Below are 21,506 nucleotides of genomic sequence, written 5' to 3'. Positions count from 1 at the left end.
CACCCGAACATTCAAGCCCATTAGGCTGACCGCGTGAGTCTGCCCGTTGTATTGATCGCCGACAAATTGGCCGAGTCGACGGTCGCCGCCCTCGGTGACCAGGTGGAAGTCCGTTGGGTCGACGGTCCGGACCGGCCCAAGCTGCTGGCCGCGGTGGCCGATGCCGACGCGCTGTTGGTGCGCTCGGCGACGACCGTCGACGCCGAGGTGCTTGCCGCCGCGCCCAAGCTCAAGATCGTCGCCCGGGCCGGGGTGGGGCTCGACAACGTCGACGTGGACGCCGCCACCGCCCGCGGTGTGCTGGTCGTCAACGCGCCGACCTCCAATATCCACAGCGCGGCCGAGCACGCTTTGGCCCTGCTGCTGTCCGCGGCGCGCGAGATCCCGGCCGCCGATGCGTCGTTGCGCGCGCACTCCTGGAAGCGCTCGTCGTTCTCGGGCACCGAGATCTACGGCAAGACCGTCGGCGTAGTCGGATTGGGCCGCATCGGTCAGCTGGTGGCTCAGCGCCTGGCCGCGTTCGGCACCCACGTCGTCGCCTACGACCCGTACGTGTCGGCGGCCCGCGCTGCACAGCTCGGCATCGAGCTGCTCAGCCTCGACGAGTTGTTGGAGCGCGCGGACTTCGTCTCGGTGCACCTGCCGAAGACGCAGGAGACCGCGGGACTGATCGGCAAGGAGGCGCTGGCCAAGACGAAGCCCGGCGTGATCATCGTCAACGCCGCCCGCGGCGGACTGATCGACGAGGACGCCCTGGCCGAAGCGGTGCGCTCGGGTCATGTGCGCGCGGCGGGCATCGATGTGTTCGCCACCGAGCCCACGACCGAGAGCCCGCTGTTCGAGCTGCCGCAGGTCGTGGTGACCCCGCATCTCGGCGCGTCCACCGCCGAGGCGCAGGACCGGGCGGGCACCGATGTCGCGGCCAGCGTGAAGCTCGCGCTGGCCGGGGAGTTCGTTCCCGACGCGGTCAACGTCGGCGGGGGAGTGGTCGGTGAGGAAGTCGCGCCGTGGCTGGATCTCGTCCGCAAGCTCGGCCTGCTTGTCGGAGCGTTGTGCGACGAGCTGCCGGTGTCGCTGGCGGTGCAGGTCAAGGGTGAGCTCGCCGCCGAAGATGTTGAGGTGCTTCGGCTTTCGGCGTTGCGCGGACTGTTTTCGGCGATCATCGAAGATCCCGTCACGTTCGTCAACGCACCCGCGCTGGCGGCCGAGCGGGGTGTGCAGGCCGAGATCAGCACCGCGAGCGAGAGTCCCAACCACCGCAGCGTGGTGGACGTGCGGGCCGTCTACGCCGACGGTTCCACCGCAAATGTCGCGGGCACGCTGACCGGCACGGACCTGGTGGAGAAGATCGTCCAGATCAACGGGCGCAACTTCGACCTGCGCGCCGAGGGCATCTATCTGATCATCAACTACGTCGACCAGCCGGGCACGCTCGGCAAGATCGGCACCATCCTCGGTTCGGCGGGCATCAACATCCACGCCGCCCAGTTGAGCGAGGACGCCGAAGGTCCCGGCGCGACCATCCTGCTGCGTATCGACCGCGACGTTCCCTCCGATGTCCGGTCCACCATCGCCGAGGAAGTCGGCGCGATGATGCTGGAAGTGGTTGATCTGTCGTGACTTCGGCCATGAAGCTGGCGATCATCGCGGGTGACGGGATCGGCCCGGAGGTCGTCGGGGAGGCCGTCAAGGTTCTCGACGCGGTGCTTCCCGGCGTGCACAAGACGCCGTACGACCTCGGCGCGCGCCGCTACCACGCCACGGGTGAGGTGCTGCCCGACTCCGTGCTAGACGAACTCCGCGGGCACGACGCGATCCTGCTGGGCGCGATCGGAGACCCGTCGGTACCCAGCGGCGTGCTCGAACGCGGTCTGCTGCTACGCATCCGGTTCGAACTCGACCATCACATCAACCTGCGCCCCGGCCGTCTCTATCCCGGCGTGAACAGCCCGCTGGCGGGCAACCCCGACATCGACTTCGTCGTCGTGCGGGAAGGCACCGAGGGTCCCTACACCGGAACCGGCGGCGCGATCCGTGTCGGGACACCGCATGAGGTCGCCACCGAGGTCAGCGTCAACACCGCGTTCGGTGTGCGCCGCGTTGTAGAGGACGCGTTCGTCCGCGCCCAGCAACGTCGCAAACATCTGACGCTGGTGCACAAGAACAACGTCCTGACCTTCGCCGGCGCGTTGTGGTGGCGCACCGTTCAGCAGGTCGCCGCCGACTTCGGAGACGTCGAGATCGCCTACCAGCACGTCGACGCGGCGACCATCCACCTCGTCACCGACCCGGGCCGTTTCGATGTGATTGTCACCGACAACCTGTTCGGCGATATCGTCACCGACCTCGCGGCCGCGGTGTGCGGAGGTATCGGGCTGGCCGCCAGCGGCAATATCGATGCCACGCGCACCAATCCGTCGATGTTCGAACCCGTGCACGGCAGCGCCCCCGACATCGCGGGCCAGGGGATCGCCGACCCGACTGCGGCGATCATGTCGGTCGCATTGCTGCTGGCCCATGTCGGCGAGACGGATGCGGCCGCGCGTGTCGACAAGGCCGTCGAGCAGCATCTGGCCACGCGCGGTGACGAGAAGCTGTCCACCACCGCTGTCGGCGACCGGATCGCGGGCTATCTATAAGCAAGGCCTATAAGCAGGACGTTATCGATCTCGGCGGGCACGCCGCCTCAGATACCACTGGGCGCTCAGGTACTTCGGGTGCCCGGGTACTCCGGACGCTCACTACCCTCGGTGACTACCTCCCCGCACTGCCCAGCTCTCAGCGAATGATTCGCTGCCAGCGAATTATTCGCTCGGAGGCGGGCAGTGGCAGAAGTGGTTCCGGGGAAGACTGAGGACGCTAATGTGGACAGCCGGCCCAGAACTCACGTTGCCGAATCACAGCCCCCTTGCGGTTTCCGGCGAACCGAGGGGTCAGGGGGCACGAGCGGCGTCGCGGCCAGCGGGAACAATGCGCAGACGGCGAACGCCGCCGGATAACCGGCAACCCCGATCAGCGCCCCGAATGTGGGGGCCGCGACGGCCGACGCCAGATGCTGGGCGGTGTTCTGGGTGCCGAGGGCGCGACCGCTCCAGAAGGGCCCGGCGATCTCGGCGATGGCGGTGAACGCCAAACCGTTGTCGGACACCGTGATCACCGAGGCGACCACCATCGCCGCCACCGCGACCGGGGAGTTCAGCCAGTCCGACAACGCGAGTGCTGCCATGCTGAGCGCCGCGGCGGCGGCGATCGCACGGATCGGGCGAAGCCGTTGACCCAACCGGTCCGACCAATGCCCGGCCGCGATACGCCCTCCGGCGCCGAGCAATTGGGCCACCATGACGAGTAGGCCGGCCGAGCCGGCCGACCAGCCGCGCTCCGACATCAACCACACGAGCGTGAACGTCCACACCACCGCCTGGGGCACGACGAGCAACACCGAGACAGCGTGAATACGCCACAGCACCGAAGAGCCCCGATAGGGGTTCGTGAGATGTTCGATCGGCGCCTCGGAACGCGGCGGTCGTGGCGGATCGATCACCGCGACCAGGCACACCAGCGCCGACACCGCGCACACCGCAGCGGGAAACAGCAACGCACCGGTCACACCGTGGCCTTCGGCCAGCCTCGGAATCACCAGCGCTCCCAACCCGACTCCTAACGGGGTGGCCGTCTGCCGGATCCCCATGGCCAGGCCGCGTCGTTCGACCGGGAACCAGCCGACCACCAACCGGCCGCTGGCCGAGTTGCTGCTCGCGGCCGCCATGCCGCCGAGGAACAGGAAAGCGCCCACGCCGACCAGGGATTCGGCGAAGGCAGCGGCGAACGCAGCCGCGGAAATCAGCACCGAGCCGACCGTCAGCACAATGCGTTCGCCGTAGCGGTCGACGACATAGCCCCACGCGATCAACGTGGTCACGAGCCCGAAGCCCGGCATCGCAGAGAGCAGACCGGCCGCCGCGAGGTCGAGCCCCCTTTCGCTGTGCAGTGTGGGGATGAGGAAGGCCACACCATTGATGAACACGTTGGCGCTCGTCGTCGCCGCCAGCGCGATACACAGCAACGACCATCGACGGGCGGCGGTCAGCGGCTCGGCGGACATCGGACCATCGTGGCACAGCGATCTCACGATGCTGAATCGCGCTCTCACATATCGAGACAGCGCTGTCGTGGGAGCGGTCGGCGGCCGCTACCAGGCCGACTACTAGGCTGAACGCCATGCGCCTTGGCCGAATCGCCAGCCCCGACGGTGTCGCCTTCGTCAGCGTCGAGGGTCCACCCGACGACCCCGCTCAGGCGATCGCGAGGGAAATCGCCGAGCACCCGTTCGGCAATCCCCAGTTCACCGGCAGGCAGTGGCCGCTGGCCGATGTGCGCCTGCTCGCGCCGATCCTCGCGACCAAGGTGGTGTGCGTGGGCAAGAACTATGCGGCCCACATCGCCGAAATGGCCGCACGCGCCGGAGACGGTTCGGACCCCGCCACTTTCGACGACCCGATCATCTTCATGAAACCCAACACCGCGATCATCGGTCCGAACGTGCCGATCCAGCTGCCCGCCGACGCGGATCCCGTGCATTTCGAGGGCGAGCTCGCCGCGGTCATCGGCAGGCCGTGCAAGGACGTATCGGCCGCCCGCGCGGCGGAGAACATCCTGGGTTACACCATCGCCAACGATGTCTCGGCACGCGATCAGCAGCAGAAGGACGGCCAATGGGCCCGCGCGAAGGGGCATGACACGTTCTGCCCGGTCGGGCCGTGGATCGTCACCGACGTCGATCCCTCGGACCTGCAGATCCGCACCGAAGTCAACGGTGTCGTCAAGCAGAACAGCAGGACGTCGCTGATGATCCACGACGTCGGTGCGATCGTGGAATGGATATCCCGGGTGATGACATTGTTGCCGGGCGATCTGATTCTGACCGGGACGCCCGAGGGTGTCGGCCCGATCGAGGACTCCGACACCGTGAGCATCACCGTCGAAGGCATCGGAACATTGACGAATCCGGTTGTGCGCAAAGGGAAGTGATGACAAGTGATGTTCGGGTGCGGTTCTGTCCGTCACCCACGGGTACGCCGCACGTCGGCCTGATCCGCACCGCGCTGTTCAACTGGGCGTACGCCCGCCATACCGGCGGCGCCTTCGTGTTCCGCATCGAGGACACCGACTCGGCGCGCGATTCCGAGGAGAGCTACCGCGCGATACTCGATGCGCTGCGATGGCTCGGACTCGACTGGGACGAAGGCCCCGAAGTCGGTGGTCCCTACGGGCCATACCGGCAATCGGAGCGACTCGATCTCTACCGCGATGTGATCGCCCGGCTCCTCGAAGCCGGCGACGCGTACGAGTCGTTCTCCACGCCTGAGGAAGTCGAAGCGCGTCATCTGGCCGCGGGGCGCAATCCCAAATTGGGCTACGACAACTTCGACCGCGACCTGACCGAACAGCAGCGGACGGAGTTGCGCGCCCAAGGCAGGCGCGCCGTGGTGCGGTTGAAGATGCCCGACCAGGACATCGGCTGGCGCGATCTCGTGCGCGGGGAAACGACGTTCCCGGCCGGGTCGGTACCCGATTTCGCGCTGACCCGCGGTAACGGGGAGCCGTTGTACACCTTGGTGAATCCGGTCGATGACGCGCTGATGAAGATCAGCCACGTGCTGCGCGGTGAGGACCTGCTGTCATCGACGCCCCGCCAGATCGCGCTGTACCAGGCTCTGATGCGGATCGGCGTAGCGGACCGGATTCCCGAGTTCGCGCACCTGCCAAGCGTTCTGGGAGACGGCAACAAGAAGCTGTCCAAGCGCGATCCCCAGTCCAACCTGTTCGTACATCGCGAACGGGGCTTCATCCCGGAAGGCCTGCTGAACTATCTGGCCCTGCTGGGGTGGGGAATCGCCGAGGACCGTGACGTTTTCAGCCTCGACGAGATGGTGGCGGCCTTCGACGTCGCCGACGTCAACTCGAATCCGGCCCGGTTCGACCAGAAGAAGGCCGACGCGCTGAACGCAGAACACATCCGGATGCTGAGCGAACAGGAGTTCACCGCCCGTCTGAGGGCCTACTTCACCGAGCACGGTCACGACACCGGCCTCGACGACGACCGCTTCGCCGAAGCCGCCGCGCTCGTGCAGACCCGCATAGTGGTGCTCGGCGATGCGTGGGACCTGTTGCGGTTCCTCAACGACGCGGAGTTCACGCTCGACGAGAAGTCGGCGGCCAAGGAGTTGAAGGCCGAGGCGGTCGCGGTGCTCGACGCCGCGCTGGGCGCCCTGGAGAACGTCGGCGACTGGACCACCCCGGCGATCGAGGCGGCCCTCAAGGAGGCGCTGCTCGAGGGCCTCGGGCTCAAGCCGCGCAAGGCGTTCGGTCCGATCCGCGTCGCCGCCACGGGAGCTTCGGTCAGCCCGCCGCTGTTCGAATCGCTTGACCTGCTGGGGCGTGAACGCAGCCTGGCCCGACTGCGGGCCGGGAGGGCGCGAGCCGCCGCGGAAGCCGAGGCGTGAAAAGGGCGTTGAAAATCTTTGGTAGTCTGCACGTCGGTCCGATACCGCGCGCGACGGGGTTCCGCCCGCCGCGCGAGGGGGCCAAAAAAGGCCCGTGACCTGCGGTTACGGACTGTCGATGGGGTATGGTGTAATTGGCAACACAGCTGATTCTGGTTCAGCCATTCTAGGTTCGAGTCCTGGTACCCCAGCCAACGACCGTGATTAGGCCGACAAATCTCGCTGAGATATGCTGGCCATCCGGAAACCAGTTCTAGCCCCCGTCGTCTAGCGGCCTAGGACGCCGCCCTCTCACGGCGGTAGCGTGGGTTCGAATCCCATCGGGGGTACAGATTTCGCGTTCTGCGAACTGCGTCACTCTCACAGGCGCCGCGCCAGGGCGTCGGCAGCGGCCAACAGATCAGCGGCCCACCGCGCCCCCGGCCGCCGGCCCATCCGGTCGATCGGCCCGGACACCGACACCGCGGCGATGACCACGCCGCGTCCGTCTCGCACCGGAGCCGAGACACTCGCCACACCAGGCTCGCGTTCGGCGGCGCTCTGCGCCCATCCGCGCTTGCGCACCTCGGCGAGCGTGCGATCGGTGAACTTCGCGTTCGGGAGTACGGCCTGCTGGGTGGCCGCGTCGGCATACGCCAGCAGAACCTTGGCGCCGGAGCCCGCCGTCATCGGCAGCGTGCTGCCGACCGGCACGGTATCCCGCAGCCCGGCAGGAGGTTCCAGCGCCGCCACGCAGATCCGTGAGGTGCCCTCGCGGCGGTAGAGTTGCACGCTCTCGCCGGTGATCTCGCGCAACCGGGGCAGGACGACCGCGCCCGCGGCCACGAGCGGATCGTTGACCTGTCCGGCCAATTCGGTCAGGCCGGGACCGAGCCGCCACCGGCCGTCGCCGTTGCGCGCCAGCAATCGATGGGTTTCCAGGCCCGCGGCAAGACGGTGCGCCGTGGCGCGCGGCAAGCCTGTGCGCTCGCACAGTTCGGCCAGCCCGCAGGGCGAATCGGCGACCGCGTGCAGCACGCCCACGGCTTTGTCCAATACGCCGATGCCGCTATCCTGTCTCACAAGGAGATACTAACTTCCCAGATTGTGAGATAGTCAAGATGTCGACCGATGTTTCCAGCGCTGCCCGCAGGCCCGGTGACACACCGCGCACGTTGGCCGAAAAGGTGTGGGCCGACCACGTCGTCGTCGAAGGCGGCGGTGAGGGCGCTGCGCGCGAACCCGATCTGATCTACATCGACCTGCATCTCGTGCACGAGGTGACCAGCCCTCAGGCGTTCGACGGGCTGCGGCTGGCCGGGCGTTCGGTGCGCAGACCGGATCTGACCATCGCCACCGAGGACCACAATGTGCCGACGGTCGACATCGACAAGCCGATCGCGGACCCGGTGTCGCGCACACAAGTGGAGACCCTCCGGCGCAACTGCGAAGAATTCGGCATCCGGTTGCATCCGATGGGCGATGCCGAACAGGGCATCGTGCACATCATCGGACCGCAACTCGGATTGACGCAGCCCGGTATGACGGTTGTGTGTGGCGACAGCCATACCTCGACGCATGGAGCGTTCGGCGCGCTGGCGATGGGGATCGGCACGTCGGAGGTCGAGCACGTACTCGCCACGCAGACTCTGCCGTTGCGCCCGTTCAAGACCATGGCGGTCAACGTCGACGGTGAGCTTCCCGACGGAGTGAGCGCCAAGGACATCATCCTCGCCGTGATCGCCAAGATCGGTACCGGCGGAGGGCAGGGCCACGTCATCGAATACCGCGGCAGCGCCATCGAATCGCTGTCGATGGAAGGCCGGATGACGATCTGCAACATGAGTATCGAGGCGGGTGCGCGGGCCGGCATGGTGGCACCGGACGACACCACGTTCGAGTTTCTTCGCGGGCGTCCGCACGCCCCGCAGGGCGAACAGTGGGACCAAGCGGTCGCCGCGTGGCGCAGCCTTCGCACTGACGAGGGTGCCGAATTCGACACCGAGGTCTACATCGACGCGTCGACCCTGAGCCCCTTCGTCACGTGGGGTACCAACCCGGGCCAAGGGGTGCCGCTGTCCGATTCGGTGCCCGACCCGGAGTTGATATTCGACGAGGGCGAACGGCAAGCGGCCGAAAAGGCGTTGGCCTACATGGACCTTCGGCCTGGGACCGCGATGCGTGACATCGCGGTCGACACCGTCTTCGTCGGCTCGTGCACCAACGGCCGCATCGAGGATCTGCGGGTGACCGCGGACGTGCTGCGCGGTCGCAAGGTCGCCGAGGGGGTGCGCATGCTGATCGTGCCCGGATCGATGCGCGTGCGGCTGCAGGCCGAATCCGAAGGGCTCGGAGAGATCTTCACCGCCGCTGGCGCGGAGTGGCGTCAGGCGGGGTGTTCGATGTGCCTGGGGATGAACCCCGACCAGCTGTCACCGGGTCAACGTTGTGCGTCCACGTCCAACCGGAATTTCGAGGGCAGGCAAGGCAAGGGCGGTCGTACGCATCTGGTGTCTCCCGCGGTCGCGGCGGCCACCGCGGTGCGTGGCACGTTGTCCTCGCCCGCAGACCTGACCGACTGATAGGAGCACACGGCATGCAGGCTTTTCACACCCACACCGGCATCGGCGTCCCACTGCGTCGGTCGAATGTGGACACCGATCAGATCATCCCGGCGGTCTACCTGAAGCGAGTTACACGAACGGGTTTCGAGGACGGTTTGTTCGCCGCCTGGCGCAACGACCCGTCGTTCGTATTGAACCTGCCCCCGTTCGACAAAGGCTCGGTATTGGTCGCCGGCCCCGATTTCGGCACCGGTTCGTCACGCGAGCATGCCGTGTGGGCGCTTATGGATTACGGCTTCCGGGTCGTCATCTCGTCCCGCTTCGCCGACATCTTTCGGGGCAATGCGGGCAAGGCCGGGCTTCTGGCGGCCGAAATTCCGCAAGACGATGTGGAAATTTTATGGAAGCTCATCGAGGAGCAGCCAGGCCTGGAAATCACTGTGAATCTTCAAGATCGAACCATCGCCGCCGGAACGGTTATGGTGCCGTTCAGAATTGACGACTATACGGCCTGGCGATTGCTCTCCGGACTCGACGATATAGGCCTTACGCTGCGCAAATGCGATGATATCGCGGCTTATGAAGCGCGCAGGCCGGACTGGAAACCGCGGACTCTGCCGACCGGATAACGGCGGCCGGTGAGCCGAAATCACCGTCTGTGAACCCGGTTCTCCGGGGCCCCTCTGGAGGTCAAGGGGGGCAAGAAAGTTCGCTGGCTTCGCCTGAAACTGCGCGTGGCTCTTGGAAATCAATGGGGAATGGGTTTACCGTGTCCTCTAGTCGGTCCAAAGAGGACCACTGGTTTCCGGAGGTTATGCATGAACAAAGCAGAGCTCATCGACGTACTCACGGAGAAAATGGGCTCGGATCGTCGGTCGGCCACCGCCGCGGTGGAGAATGTCGTTGACACCATCGTGCGCGCGGTGCACAAGGGTGACAGCGTCACCATTACCGGCTTCGGCGTTTTCGAACAGCGCCGCCGCGCGGCACGCGTCGCACGTAATCCGCGCACCGGCGAGACCGTCCGGGTGAAGCCCACCTCCGTGCCGGCATTCCGGCCCGGCGCTCAGTTCAAAGCCGTTGTCTCTGGGGCGCAACGCCTCCCGGCGGAAGGACCAGCAGTGAAGAGAGGCGTTACGGCGGGAAGTGCCCGCAAGGCGGCCAAGAAGTCGCCGGCCAAGAAGAGTGCCGCGAAGAAGGCTCCGGCCAAGAAGGCCGCGACCAAGCGGACGGCGGCCAAGAAGACCGCCGCCAAGAAGTCGCCGGCCAAGAAGGCCGCGACCAAGCGGACGGCGGCCAAGAAGACCGCCGCCAAGAAGTCACCGGCCAAGAAGTCGGCGGCCAAGCGCGGTCGCAAGTAGCTCCGACCGGACACGCCGTGGGTCTGCGCGACCCACGGCGTGTTCGCGTTTTACGCCCGCCAAAACATCTACGGCTCAATCTTTCCGGGCGGGAGTCCGCCGGAACTTGCATTCAACGTGTGGGCGTCATTTCACGGCCAGTGGACTGCCCATGTGGTCCGCCGCGATCAACCGGCCGTTGTGAAGCGACATCACCCAGGTGCTGCCCTTGCGATTGCGCGACTTGTCGGGCCGCACACCGTCGCGCTCGCACCACCATTCGATGAGGTCCGGAATCACCTTGCCCTGCGTGCAGATCACCGGCGTGCCAGGGGTGCCGGCGATCTCGAGGAAGCGTTGTCGGGCCACTTTGCGGTTTTCCGCGTACGCCTCCTCGGTCAGCAGCTCGTCACTTCGGATGGTCTGCCCGAGTTCTTCTGCCAGTGGCTGCAATGTCGACACACAGCGCACTCTGTCCGCCGCGAACAACTGGTCGGCGCCGAAGGCGAGCAGCAGCGCGACCAGTGACTGCGCCTGCGCGCGGCCGTTCTTGTCCAAGGGCCGTTTGCGGTCATCACCTTTGAACCGAGACTTGCTGCCGGCGGTGGCGTGGCGGACGATCAGCACCGTCTTGGTGTCGGCCGGATACTTCGCGAAGCGGCGCAGCACCTTTCGGTCATGCGGATAATCCAGTTGTTTGATCGCCGCCGGCAGGGGTAACCACTTGAGCTCGTCGACTTCGTCGTTGGGGCTGAACTCGCCGCCGACCACGCGCGCCGCCCAGTAGCGCACCTTCTTCTTACCGCCCTCGACGGGATAGCTCACCGAACTGAGTCGTCGGCCGAGATGCGCCGTGTACCCGGTCTCTTCGCACACCTCGCGCACGGCGGTCACGGGCTCGGTCTCCCCGGGGTCCACCTTGCCCTTGGGCAGCGACCAGTCGTCATAACGGGGGCGGTGGATCAGCGCGACTTCCGGCGCATCGGGTTCGCCGTTCGGCCGCCACAACACCGCCCCGGCGGCCAGGATCGTCTCCGCATCGGAGCCGGTCTCGGATGTCTGCTTCGGCACCTCAACTCCTGCAGATCATTCTGGGCACCCGCGCGGCCCACGACGACGATTGTGAAAGTCCCTGGCGGTGAGGAAGTCCGTCATGGTTGCCGGTGGCGCTCCATCAACGAGACCTGATGGTCGCGAACAGTGTGACCCTCCTGCGGCGACGCCGTCCACTTACCGTCGACGCCCAACTCCCAACACCGGGTGGACGGGTCCATCGTCGACTCGAAGATCTCGTGCAGTTGCGCCTTCAGCCGCGGATCTTTGACTTCGGCCATCACTTCGACGCGCCGATCGAGATTGCGATGCATCATGTCGGCGCTGCCGATCCAGAATTCGTCGATCGCGCGGAAGTGGATGATCCGCGAGTGTTCGAGGAACCGGCCGAGGATCGAGCGGACGGCGATGTTGTCCGAATATCCAGGGGCATGGGGTCGTAGCGCGCAGATACCCCGAACCACCACCTCGACCCGCACACCGGCCTGCGACGCGCGGTACAGCGCATCGATGACCTGCTCGTCCACCAACGCGTTGGCTTTCAGCCTGATCCGCCCCTCGGCGCCGTCGCGGGTGGCGACGATCTCCCGTTCGATGCGCTCGATGATGCCCCTTCGGACCCCTTGGGGGGCCACCAGAAGGTTGCGGTAGGAATCCTTGCGCGAGTAGCCCGTCAGCGAGTTGAACAGGTCGGTGAGATCCGCGCCGATGTCGGGCGCGGCCGTCAGCAGTCCGATGTCCTCATACAGCCGCGCAGTTTTGGGGTTGTAGTTGCCGGTGCCGATGTGACAGTAACGCCGGATCAGCGATCCCTCCCGACGCACCACCAGACACGTCTTGCAGTGAGTCTTGAGTCCGATGAGCCCGTACACGACGTGCACGCCGGCACGCTCCAATGCGCGTGCCCACTTGATGTTGGCCTGCTCGTCGAACCGGGCCTTGATCTCGACGAGCGCGACGACCTGCTTACCCGCCGCCGCAGCGTCGATGAGCGCGTTGACGATTGGTGAGTCACCCGAGGTGCGGTACAGGGTCTGCTTGATCGCCAATACGTTCGGATCCGCCGCGGCCTGTTCGATGAACCGCTGCACGGTGGTGGAGAAGGAGTCGTACGGGTGGTGCACCAGCACGTCGCCGTCGCGCAGCGTCGAGAAGATGCTCTTGGGTGTCTCCCGCTCGCCGAACGCCGGCGGGGTGGCCGGCACGAACGGCCGGTCTTTGAGGGCGGGGCGATCGAGATCGTAGATCTGCCACAGCGAGGACAGGTCGAGCAACCCGGGCACCTCGATGACATCGCCGGGCGCGACGTCGAGTTCGCGCAGCAGCAATTCGAGCATGCTCTCGGTCATGTCGTCGGAGACTTCCAACCGGACCGGGGAACCGAATCGACGCCGGGCCAGCTCCCGTTCGAGCGCTTGCAGCAGGTCTTCGTCGCGGTCCTCTTCGACCTCGAAATCGGCGTTGCGCGTGATGCGGAACGCGTGGTGCTCGACGATCTCCAGTCCGGGGAACAGGACATGAAGGAACGCCGCGATCAGTTCTTCTACCGGCAGGAAGCGCACGATCCTGGCATCGCTTTCGCGGGCGGCCAGTTCGACGAACCGTTCTACGTTGTCGGGCACCTTGACTCGGGCGAAGTGCTGCCCACCGTCGTCGGGATGTTTTACGGTGATCGCCAAATTCAGGCTCAGGCCACTCACGAAGGGGAACGGGTGGGCCGGATCCACGGCGAGCGGCGTCAGTACCGGGAACACCTGTTCGTGGAAATAGGTGGACAACCGCGTGCGTTCGGCCTCGTCGAGTTCGGCCCACGTGACGATCACGATGCCTTCGTCGGCCAGCGCAGGACGCACCGAATCGAGGAACACATGGGCGTGCCGGTTGGCGAGGTGCTGAGTTCGCTCGTTGATGCGACGCAACTGTTCGCGGGGTGATAGCCCGTCGGCAGAGCGCACCGACAGCCCCATCTCATCGCGGCGTTTCAATCCGGCGACCCGGACCATGTAGAACTCATCGAGATTCGACGCGAAGATCGCAAGGAACTTCGCCCGCTCCAGCAGGGGAAGCGACGTATCGGCGGCCAACGCCAGCACGCGGGCGTTGAAGTCGAGCCAACTCAGCTCGCGGTTCAGGTAGCGGTCTTCGGGTAGCGCGTTCTCGACGGCGGGGGCCGTTGCCGCGGGCGGGGCTTCGGGCGCCGAGTCACCGGAGTCCGACGGCATCGTTCGGACGGTTGCCGACGGTGATTCGCCGTCGCTGTCACGAACCTGGATCCCGGCTTTCGTCATGCCTGCGATGATCCCTTATCCAACGGTCTTCGTGCCAGCGCGCAGCTGAACGGTTCATCTCGAAACGGTGATGGCCGCCGCTGTGGCCGCGCCGACGCCGAGCCGGCGCGCCACCAGCAGGTCATCGGGTGTGTCGATGTCACACCGCAGCCCCGGCCACGCACCGGTCAGCTCGAGCGCGCCGGAGTGTCGGTGGCGTTGAGCGGAGTCGGCGCCGAATTGCGGGTTCAGGGCGACCCCGAACGCGAACAACGCCGATGTGCCGGTGCCGTGCCGGTCGCCGACGAAGCTGCGTGGGTGTTTGCGCGACGCCGCGACGGCCGCCGTCAGCTCGTGGGTCTGCAATGCGGGCAGATCGCCTTGCAACACAGCGACGTTCGATGTCTCATGCCGGACTTCGGCTTCGGCGGCGGCGATCGCGTTGTTCAGCGGGTCCGGGTGACCGTCGGGGGTCGGGTCGGTGAGCACCCGCGCCCCGATCCGGCCCGCGGCCTCGGCGGCGGCTTCGTCCGGTGTGACCACCGTGACCGAGCCGATGGTGGGGACCGCCGACGCGGCGGTGATCGTGTCGACCAGCATCGCCAGCACGACCTTCTCGCGGGTGGATGCGGAAAAGACGGGGGCCAGCCGGGTCTTGGCCGCGGCGAGGCGTTTTACCGCGATCACCAATGCGATTTCGGCATCAGGTGACCCACTCATGTGCGTCATCCTGCCAGCAGTCGGCCGCGGGTTACGCTGAAGGCGTGGTCGAGGCGGCGGTGATGGGGGCCGGTGCGTGGGGGAGTGCACTGGCGAAGGTCCTTGCCGATGCGGGCAACGAGGTGATGCTGTGGGCGCGTCATCAAGAAGTAGCCGACGAGATCAACGACACCCATCGCAACACCGGGTATCTCGGTGACACCGAATTGCCCAAGACCATACGGGCGACCAACGATGCGGCCGAAGCGCTGGACGGCGCATGCACGGTGCTGTTCGCGGTGCCAGCACAGACGCTTCGGGCCAATCTCGAACAGTGGTCGGGGCGCATCGACGACGTAGTCACGCTGGTGAGCCTGGCCAAGGGCATCGAACTCGACACACTCATGCGTATGAGCCAGGTGATCGTCCAGGTGACCGGCGCCGATCCGGCACGCGTTGCAGTGGTCTCCGGCCCGAACCTCGCCAGCGAGATCGCCGACGAGCAACCGGCGGCCACCGTGGTCGCCTGCAGTGACTCCGGACGGGCCGTCGCATTGCAACGGGCCCTTTCCACGCCGTACTTTCGGCCGTACACCAATGCCGACGTCATCGGCGCCGAAGTCGGTGGCGCGTGCAAGAACGTGATCGCGCTGGCATCCGGTATGGCGGCCGGGGTCGGACTGGGGGAGAACACCGCGGCCGCGATCATCACCCGTGGGCTGGCCGAGATCATGCGGTTGGGAATCGCGTTGGGCGCCAAGCCCGCCACGCTCGCCGGCTTGGCCGGGGTTGGTGACCTCGTCGCGACGTGCACATCCGGGCAGTCACGCAACCGCACCTTCGGCCTGCGTCTGGGCCAGGGCGGCACGATGGAATCGGCGATGCGCGCCACCGGTGGCCACGTCGCCGAAGGGGTCGCCTCGTGCCAATCGGTGCTGGCGTTGGCCGAGAGCTACGACGTCGAGATGCCGTTGACCGATGCCGTATTCCGGGTATGCCACAGGGGGCTCTCGGTCGACGAGGCCGTCATCTTGTTGCTCGGGCGCAGCACCAAACCGGAGTGACCGATGGACGGTCAGTACGGCGATTCCACTCGCAGCGTCAAATCCGTTGCTTCGGAAGTTGTTCCGGGACAGGCGGTGGCGCCGTCACCGGTTCCGGCGTCCACCTTCCACCTGTCGCCCGATCCGTCGGACATACAGGACTCCTACGGGCGCAGCTCGAATCCGACCTGGCGCGATCTGGAGTCGGCACTCGCACAGCTGGAGGGTGCCCCGTCCGCGCTGGCATTCGGTTCAGGGATGGCCGCGATCACTTCGGTCCTGCGGGTGCTGGCCAAGCCGGGGCACAAGCTCGTCGTACCCGCCGACGGCTACTATCAGGTCCGTCGGTATGCCTCTGAATACCTTGCCGGACAAGGGGTTACCGTGGTCGCCGCCGCCAGCGGCGAGATGTGCGCGGCATCGACGGATGCGGATGTCGTTCTCGCCGAAAGCCCGGCCAATCCGGGCCTGGACGTCGTGGACCTGCACCGGCTCGCGCTGCAGTGCCGCAGCCGGGGCGCCACGCTCGTCGTCGACAACACCACCGCCACCCCCTTCGGCCAGCAACCGCTTTCGCTGGGCGCCGACGTGGTCGTCGCCAGTGCGACCAAGGCGTTGTCGGGCCACAGTGATCTCCTCGCCGGTTACGTCGCGAGCGCGCACACCGACCTGATGGCCCAAGTGGAGCGTGAACGGCTGCACTCCGGTGCCATCCTCGGCGCCTTCGAGGCGTGGCTGCTGTTGCGGAGCCTGGGCACCGCGGGCCTGCGGTTCGAACGCCAGTGCCACAACGCGGCGGTGCTCGCCGTGGCGCTGCGTGCACACCGTGCCGTGCGCACCGTGCGCTATCCCGGCCTGCCCGACGATCCGTCGCACCGCATCGCGTGCGCGCAGATGAAACGGTTCGGCGGCCTGATCGCCGTCGAGTTGGCCGACGCTGCGGCGGTGCACCGTCTGGTCGAACGGAGCGCGCTGCTGATCGCGTCGACGAGCTTCGGCGGAATCCACACGTCGGTGGACCGCCGCGCCCGCTGGGGCGACGACGTCAACGACGGGTTCGCGCGCATCTCGCTCGGGATCGAGGACACCGACGACCTGGTCGCCGACATCGAGCACGCGCTGGGCTGACACCGCGGCCGGGCATCGCCGGACCACCGGCCGACGACGCGGACGGTAGCCTCTCTAGGTTGTGACTGCCCGCCATGATCCCGGAGCCGCCCGGCCGGCGACATCGGGCCGGAGCACCGGACGCGTCCGGGTTGCCGTCGTCTACGGCGGTCGCAGCTCCGAACACGCGATTTCCTGCGTATCCGCAGGCAGCATCCTGCGCAATCTCGATCCGCAGCGGTTCCACGTCGTCCCCGTCGGCATCACCCCGGAAGGCGCGTGGATGCTGACCGACGCGCAGCCGGACAGCCTCGCAATCACCGACGGCCGCCTGCCGGAGGTGACCGCCTCGTCGGGCACCGAACTGACATTGGCCGCCGATCCGGGCCGCGGCGGGCAACTGATGTCGCTCGGCCAGCGTGCCGGGGAAATGTTGGCGACGATCGACGTGGTGTTCCCCGTGCTGCACGGTCCGTACGGCGAAGACGGCACGATCCAGGGGCTCCTCGAGTTGGCGGGGGTGCCCTACGTCGGGGCGGGTGTACTGGCCAGCGCGGTGGGCATGGACAAGGAGTTCACCAAGAAGCTGCTGGGCGCCGCCGGACTGCCGATCGGCGATCACGAGGTGCTGCGGCCCCACCAGGACACCCTGAGTTTCGAGGCGCGGGAGCGGCTCGGCCTGCCCGTCTTCGTCAAACCGACACGAGGGGGGTCGTCGATCGGGGTCAGCCGGGTCACTGCGTGGGATCAGCTGCCGTCGGCGATCCAACAGGCCCGCCGCCACGACCCGAAGGTGATCATCGAAGCCGCGGTCCCGGGCCGCGAACTCGAATGCGGTGTGCTCGAATTCCCCGACGGCCGGGTCGAGGCCAGCGCGATCGGCGAGATCCGGGTCGCCGGCGTGCGCGGGCGCGAGGACGGCTTCTACGACTTCGCGACCAAATACCTCGAGGACGCCGCCGAACTCGACGTGCCCGCCAAGGTCGACGACGACGTGGCAGACGAGGTGCGACGGCTCTCGATTCAGGCGTTCAACGCGATCGACTGTCAGGGGCTGGCCCGCGTCGACTTCTTCCTCACCGATGACGGGCCCCTGATCAACGAGCTCAACACCATGCCGGGTTTCACCACCATCTCGATGTATCCGCAGATGTGGGCGGCGAGCGGTCTCGACTACCCGACCTTGCTGTCCACGATGGTGGAAACCGCGCTCACACGCGGTACCGGTCTGCGCTGACGGGCGAGACACCTCATCTACGGTCTGAGCGCAGGATCAACGCACCGGCGCGGGAACGACGGGCTCGGCGGGAAGCGCTTCGGCGATGACGGTGGACAGCAGCTGAATGGGCGTCGGACCCGAGCCCTGCGGCAATGTCAGGGCGACGTACACGCCGCGGTCGACGGCGTACCACGTGCTACGCGCCTGGTCGGCGCCCGCGTCGTCGACGCCGACCTCACTCACCCGGAACCACTGCACGTCGTCCACCACCTGCACCGGCGCACCGACGACGAACTCCGCGGGCCGTTCCACGCCGCAGCGCAGCACGATCGGCTCCCCCCGGCCCTCTGCCCGCCAGGCTGCCGCACCGGGGGGTGCGGGATCGGCCAGCGGTGCGCGGGTGTGCTCGCCGAGCTTCTCCGGCAGTTCGGCGGCGAGGTCGGCACATTCGGAGTTCGTGGCCTGTGGGGCGGGCACCGTCACCAACGGCACCGGCTGCTGTTGCTCGGGATTCTGGCGCAGCGCGGCGATCACCAGGATCGCCACGATCGCCGCGACCGCCACCACCAGAGCGGCGATCAGCAGCGCCCGTGGGGGCCCGTCACCGGTCTGCGAAGCCACGGCCCAACTCTAGAGAGGAACCCCGTTGGCGATCGGACAGGTCAGTGTTCGCGTGATTCCGGTCACCTGTTGAACATTGGGAACCACGGTGGCTCTGAGATCGGCCAAGGTGTCGGCGCCCACCCGCACGACCACGTCATACGGTCCCGTCACGGACTCCGCGGACACCACGCCGGGTAGCGCGGCGAGTTGTCTGGCGACGACCTCGGCGCGGCCCACCTCGGTCTGAATCAGCATGAAAGCCTCGACCACCCGCTGTTCCTCCACATCGCTGCATAGACTCCACGCCGCAGGCGCTTAACGTACCGCAGGTGCGGCCGGTGTTCAGGCCGGCACGGAACGGACAAAGTGCGGCCGCGACGGGAGGTGACATGGCGTCCGATGCCGAAACCCTGGCGCAAATGGGCGAGTTCGCGGTGATCCGGCGATTGGTGTCCGGGCGGCGCCAGCCGGGCGCCGTCGCGCTGGGGCCCGGTGACGACGCCGCGGTGCTGTTCGCGCCCGACGGAAAGACGGTCGTGAGCACCGACATGCTGGTGGCCGAGCGTCACTTTCGGCTGGACTGGTCGACACCTCATGACGTGGGGCGCAAGGCGATCGCACAGAACGCCGCCGACATCGAGGCGATGGGCGCACGCGCGACCGCCTTCGTGGTCGCGTTCGGAGCGCCCCCGGATACGCCGGCTGCCCAAGCCCTGCAACTCGCCGACGGCATGTGGCGCGAAGCCGAGTCGATGGGCGCGGGCATCGTCGGCGGCGACCTCGTCAGCGCGTCGCAATGGGTGATCTCGGTGACGGCGCTCGGTGACCTCGGCGGCCGTGAGCCGGTGCGCCGCAGCGGGGCGCGACCCGGTGAGGTGGTGGCCATCGTCGGCGACATCGGTCGTTCGGCCGCTGGATTCGATTTGTGGCGCAACGGTTTTCAGCGTTTCGACGAGCTTCGTCAGTGCCATGTGGCGCCGAGGCCGCCTTATGGTCAGGGCCGCATCGCCGCCGAAAGCGGCGCCACCGCGATGACCGACGTGTCCGACGGTCTGTTGGCCGACCTCGGTCACATCGCTGAGGCCTCCGGTGTCGGCATCGACCTGTCGACCGCGGCATTGACCGCTGACCGCGACGAGCTCGCCGGCGCCGCCGAAGCGGTGGGTGCCGATGCGTGGGCGTGGGTCCTCGGTGGCGGGGAGGACCATGCGCTGGTCGCGACCTTCCCAGGTCCGCCGCCGCCCCGGTGGCGGGCGATCGGCCGCGTGCAGGACGGTCCTGGGCGGGTCTTTGTCGACGGCGCGGCGTGGCAGGGGAATCCCGGGTGGCAGTCGTTCGACTAGTTAGGGTGTCGACTCGTGACCGTGTACGCCATTGCCCAACTGAGGTTCACGGACCGTGCCGCCTATGACCGCTACCAAGCCCGTTTCCTGGAGGTCTTCAACCGGTATTCGGGGACGTTGCTCGCGGCCGACGACTCTCCGCAGATCCTGGAGGGCCAGTCTGACCGCGAGAAGGTCGTGTTGATGTCGTTTCCCGATGAGGCCTCGTTTCGGGCCTGGGCCAACTCGCCCGACTACCAGGAGATCTCGAAGGACCGTCGAGCCGGCACCGACTCAGTGGTGATGCTGATCGAGGGATTGGCATGACGGCGCGGCCGCTGCACGAACTCGTCGAGCAGGGCTGGGCCACGGCTCTGGAGCCGGTCGCGGGCCAGGTCGCGCAGATGGGCGAGTTCCTGCGCGCCGAGCTGGCCGCCGGAAACGGGTATCTGCCTGCGGGCCAGAACGTGTTGCGCGCGTTCACTTTTCCGATGGACAGGGTGCGGGTGCTGATCGTCGGGCAGGATCCGTACCCGACGCCCGGTCACGCCGTCGGCCTCAGTTTCTCCGTGGCGCCCGAGGTGCGGCCCCTGCCGCGCAGCCTGGAGAACATCTTCAAGGAGTACGGAAGCGACCTCGGCTACGCCGCACCGGCCACCGGTGACCTGACGCCCTGGGCCGAGCGCGGGGTGATGCTGCTCAACAGGGTGCTCACCGTTCGACCCGGAAATCCCGCGTCGCATCGCGGTAAGGGCTGGGAAGCGGTGACCGAGTGCGCGATTCGCGCGCTGGTCGCACGTGGGCAGCCGTTGGTCGCGGTGCTGTGGGGTCGCGACGCCTCGACGCTCAAACCGATGCTGGACGACGCCGACTGCGTGGCGATCGAGTCGCCGCACCCGTCACCGCTGTCGGCCTCGCGCGGCTTCTTCGGCTCGCGACCGTTCAGCCGCGCGAACGAACTGCTCGAGAAGATGGGCGCCGAGCCGATCGACTGGCGGCTTCCCTAGAGCTATCCGACGCCGGGGATCGGCGGCGGCGAGGGGATCGGCGGAGGAGACGGAATCGCCGGGGGTGACGGCACGTCGGGGACCGGAACCTCGACGGTGCCCCCGTCAGCGCCCCCGCCCTCGGTGGTGGTGGCCGGCAGTTCCGGCGCCGGTGTGGTGGTCTCCGGCGCACTGGTCTCCACCGTCACCTCCACCGACGTGGTGGTCGGCGTTGTCGTGGTGGTGGTCTCGTCGCCGGCGGAGTCGCCGCCGGCGCACGCGGTCAGAAGGGCTAGCGCACATCCGGACGCCAGCGCGATCAGGGTGGATCTTGCTGCTGCACGAGAGGTCATGCAGCACGGCTTACCCGGTCGCCGACCGCGGCAATCGCCCGCGTGTCAGCCGCGCGAGACCTTTCCGGCCTTGATGCACGAAGTGCACACGTTCATGCGCTGCTTGTTGCCCCCGGGGCGGGTCACGGCGCGCACGGTCTGGATGTTGGGATCCCAGCGACGGCTGGTCCGGCGATGGGAGTGCGAGACCGACTTGCCGAAGCCGGGTCCCTTCCCGCAGATATCGCACACGGCAGCCATATGAGAACTCCTCAGATCAGTACGTGGGGTCCGGGTCGCGGCGCCGCGACCGGCGCGGCTCGACCCGACAACCTGACCAGAATACCGGCAGCCGCAGCGAACGCCAAAATGCTGGCCCGCGGTGCGTGCGGGCCCGCATCAGCCTACCGAGCGGCGAGAACGTCGTGCCGAGGCTGTCAGGTCTGATCGCTAGGCTGACCGGCACGGCGGGGTGCGTCAAGCGTCACA

At 67.2% G+C, this 21,506-nt stretch carries 22 protein-coding genes and 2 tRNA genes; 15 read left to right on the top strand and 9 right to left on the bottom strand.

Going from position 1 to position 21,506, the window contains the following annotated elements; translation table 11 throughout:
- Nucleotides 1-33 precede the first annotated feature (33 nt).
- Both serA and AU198_RS24400 read left to right on the top strand, forming a co-directional pair.
- Entirely contained in the window at nt 34-1,620 is a 1,587-nt protein-coding gene (serA, locus tag AU198_RS24405; protein WP_064351151.1) for a phosphoglycerate dehydrogenase, read from the top strand.
- A gap of 8 nt (nt 1,621-1,628) precedes the next feature.
- Nucleotides 1,629-2,639: a 3-isopropylmalate dehydrogenase gene (locus AU198_RS24400; RefSeq protein WP_064351150.1), complete on the top strand. Its 1,011-nt coding sequence runs from the start codon at nt 1,629-1,631 to the stop codon at nt 2,637-2,639.
- A gap of 245 nt (nt 2,640-2,884) precedes the next feature.
- Here the strand turns inward: AU198_RS24400 and AU198_RS24395 are convergent, their stop codons facing one another.
- Complete coding sequence (locus tag AU198_RS24395; RefSeq protein ID WP_064351149.1) at nt 2,885-4,102, bottom strand: MFS transporter; 1,218 nt, start codon at nt 4,100-4,102, stop codon at nt 2,885-2,887.
- 116 nt (nt 4,103-4,218) lie between these two features.
- Between AU198_RS24395 and AU198_RS24390 the strand changes: the two genes are divergently transcribed.
- The 4 genes from AU198_RS24390 (at nt 4,219) to AU198_RS24375 (ending at nt 6,832) form a co-directional block, all read left to right on the top strand.
- The gene (locus tag AU198_RS24390; protein ID WP_064351148.1) at nt 4,219-5,028 is read left to right on the top strand and encodes a fumarylacetoacetate hydrolase family protein; all 810 of its coding nucleotides are present in this window, start codon (nt 4,219-4,221) and stop codon (nt 5,026-5,028) included.
- Nucleotides 5,028-6,503 carry a glutamate--tRNA ligase gene (gene gltX / locus AU198_RS24385; RefSeq protein WP_064351147.1) on the top strand — a complete coding sequence of 492 codons (1,476 nt, stop codon included), beginning with the start codon at nt 5,028-5,030 and terminating at the stop codon, nt 6,501-6,503. The genes AU198_RS24390 and gltX overlap by 1 nt, the downstream gene beginning before the upstream one ends.
- Before the next feature lie 119 nt (nt 6,504-6,622).
- Nucleotides 6,623-6,697, top strand: a tRNA-Gln gene (locus AU198_RS24380).
- 62 nt (nt 6,698-6,759) lie between these two features.
- A tRNA-Glu gene (locus AU198_RS24375) sits at nt 6,760-6,832 on the top strand.
- A gap of 31 nt (nt 6,833-6,863) precedes the next feature.
- On the opposite strand, the gene AU198_RS24370 is transcribed toward AU198_RS24375, so the two are convergent.
- A complete protein-coding gene (locus AU198_RS24370; protein WP_064351146.1) occupies nt 6,864-7,565 on the bottom strand; it encodes an IclR family transcriptional regulator in 702 nt (233 codons plus the stop codon).
- Nucleotides 7,566-7,603: 38 nt separating this feature from the next.
- On the opposite strand from AU198_RS24370, the gene leuC reads away from it, so the two are divergent.
- From leuC to AU198_RS24355, 3 genes are all read left to right on the top strand, one after another.
- Nucleotides 7,604-9,064 carry a 3-isopropylmalate dehydratase large subunit gene (leuC, locus tag AU198_RS24365; protein ID WP_064351145.1) on the top strand — a complete coding sequence of 487 codons (1,461 nt, stop codon included), beginning with the start codon at nt 7,604-7,606 and terminating at the stop codon, nt 9,062-9,064.
- Between the two features lie 14 nt (nt 9,065-9,078).
- Nucleotides 9,079-9,675, top strand: a complete 597-nt coding sequence (gene leuD, locus AU198_RS24360; RefSeq protein ID WP_064351144.1) for a 3-isopropylmalate dehydratase small subunit — start codon at nt 9,079-9,081, stop codon at nt 9,673-9,675.
- 189 nt (nt 9,676-9,864) lie between these two features.
- Nucleotides 9,865-10,407 (top strand): HU family DNA-binding protein, encoded by a 543-nt coding sequence (locus AU198_RS24355; protein ID WP_064351143.1) that lies wholly within the window; start codon nt 9,865-9,867, stop codon nt 10,405-10,407.
- Nucleotides 10,408-10,533: 126 nt separating this feature from the next.
- Here the strand turns inward: AU198_RS24355 and mutT1 are convergent, their stop codons facing one another.
- The 3 genes from mutT1 to cofC all read right to left on the bottom strand — a co-directional run bounded on the left by mutT1 (nt 10,534) and on the right by cofC (nt 14,426).
- Complete coding sequence (gene mutT1 / locus AU198_RS24350; protein WP_064351142.1) at nt 10,534-11,457, bottom strand: 8-oxo-(d)GTP phosphatase MutT1; 924 nt, start codon at nt 11,455-11,457, stop codon at nt 10,534-10,536.
- Between the two features lie 80 nt (nt 11,458-11,537).
- Nucleotides 11,538-13,661 (bottom strand): RNA degradosome polyphosphate kinase, encoded by a 2,124-nt coding sequence (locus AU198_RS24345; protein ID WP_231744771.1) that lies wholly within the window; start codon nt 13,659-13,661, stop codon nt 11,538-11,540.
- Nucleotides 13,662-13,781: 120 nt separating this feature from the next.
- The gene (cofC, locus tag AU198_RS24340) at nt 13,782-14,426 is read right to left on the bottom strand and encodes a 2-phospho-L-lactate guanylyltransferase (RefSeq protein WP_064351140.1); all 645 of its coding nucleotides are present in this window, start codon (nt 14,424-14,426) and stop codon (nt 13,782-13,784) included.
- Here cofC and AU198_RS24335 point away from each other — a divergent pair.
- From AU198_RS24335 to AU198_RS24325, 3 genes are all read left to right on the top strand, one after another.
- Entirely contained in the window at nt 14,396-15,469 is a 1,074-nt protein-coding gene (locus tag AU198_RS24335; protein ID WP_502689318.1) for an NAD(P)H-dependent glycerol-3-phosphate dehydrogenase, read from the top strand. The two genes, cofC and AU198_RS24335, sit on opposite strands and share 31 nt — an antisense overlap.
- Before the next feature lie 3 nt (nt 15,470-15,472).
- Nucleotides 15,473-16,576: a cystathionine gamma-lyase gene (locus AU198_RS24330; protein ID WP_064351138.1), complete on the top strand. Its 1,104-nt coding sequence runs from the start codon at nt 15,473-15,475 to the stop codon at nt 16,574-16,576.
- A 61-nt stretch (nt 16,577-16,637) separates the two neighbouring features.
- Nucleotides 16,638-17,792, top strand: a complete 1,155-nt coding sequence (locus AU198_RS24325; protein ID WP_064351137.1) for a D-alanine--D-alanine ligase family protein — start codon at nt 16,638-16,640, stop codon at nt 17,790-17,792.
- Nucleotides 17,793-17,828: 36 nt separating this feature from the next.
- On the opposite strand, the gene AU198_RS24320 is transcribed toward AU198_RS24325, so the two are convergent.
- Both AU198_RS24320 and AU198_RS24315 read right to left on the bottom strand, forming a co-directional pair.
- Nucleotides 17,829-18,395 carry a DUF3515 domain-containing protein gene (locus AU198_RS24320; protein ID WP_064351136.1) on the bottom strand — a complete coding sequence of 189 codons (567 nt, stop codon included), beginning with the start codon at nt 18,393-18,395 and terminating at the stop codon, nt 17,829-17,831.
- A gap of 9 nt (nt 18,396-18,404) precedes the next feature.
- Nucleotides 18,405-18,647, bottom strand: a complete 243-nt coding sequence (locus AU198_RS24315) for an Lrp/AsnC family transcriptional regulator (RefSeq protein ID WP_064351213.1) — start codon at nt 18,645-18,647, stop codon at nt 18,405-18,407.
- Nucleotides 18,648-18,766: 119 nt separating this feature from the next.
- On the opposite strand from AU198_RS24315, the gene AU198_RS24310 reads away from it, so the two are divergent.
- From AU198_RS24310 to AU198_RS24300, 3 genes are read left to right on the top strand one after another with little or no spacing between them, the layout of a single operon-like run.
- Entirely contained in the window at nt 18,767-19,720 is a 954-nt protein-coding gene (locus AU198_RS24310; RefSeq protein ID WP_064351135.1) for a thiamine-phosphate kinase, read from the top strand.
- Nucleotides 19,721-19,735: 15 nt separating this feature from the next.
- Nucleotides 19,736-20,026, top strand: coding sequence for a DUF1330 domain-containing protein (locus AU198_RS24305; protein WP_064351134.1), 291 nt, complete (start codon nt 19,736-19,738; stop codon nt 20,024-20,026).
- Nucleotides 20,023-20,706 carry a uracil-DNA glycosylase gene (locus tag AU198_RS24300; RefSeq protein WP_064351133.1) on the top strand — a complete coding sequence of 228 codons (684 nt, stop codon included), beginning with the start codon at nt 20,023-20,025 and terminating at the stop codon, nt 20,704-20,706. Before AU198_RS24305 ends, AU198_RS24300 begins: the two co-directional genes overlap by 4 nt.
- A 2-nt stretch (nt 20,707-20,708) precedes the next feature.
- Here AU198_RS24300 and AU198_RS24295 read toward each other — a convergent pair whose 3' ends face one another.
- Both AU198_RS24295 and rpmB read right to left on the bottom strand, forming a co-directional pair.
- The gene (locus AU198_RS24295; protein WP_064351132.1) at nt 20,709-21,038 is read right to left on the bottom strand and encodes a hypothetical protein; all 330 of its coding nucleotides are present in this window, start codon (nt 21,036-21,038) and stop codon (nt 20,709-20,711) included.
- Between the two features lie 45 nt (nt 21,039-21,083).
- Complete coding sequence (gene rpmB, locus AU198_RS24290) at nt 21,084-21,278, bottom strand: 50S ribosomal protein L28 (protein WP_064351131.1); 195 nt, start codon at nt 21,276-21,278, stop codon at nt 21,084-21,086.
- Nucleotides 21,279-21,506: the final 228 nt, after the last annotated feature.

Origin of the sequence: Mycobacterium sp. GA-1199, assembly GCF_001500045.1 — a bacterium.
Taxonomy (GTDB): domain Bacteria; phylum Actinomycetota; class Actinomycetes; order Mycobacteriales; family Mycobacteriaceae; genus Mycobacterium.
This window is presented reverse-complemented; position numbering and strand designations above follow the sequence as displayed.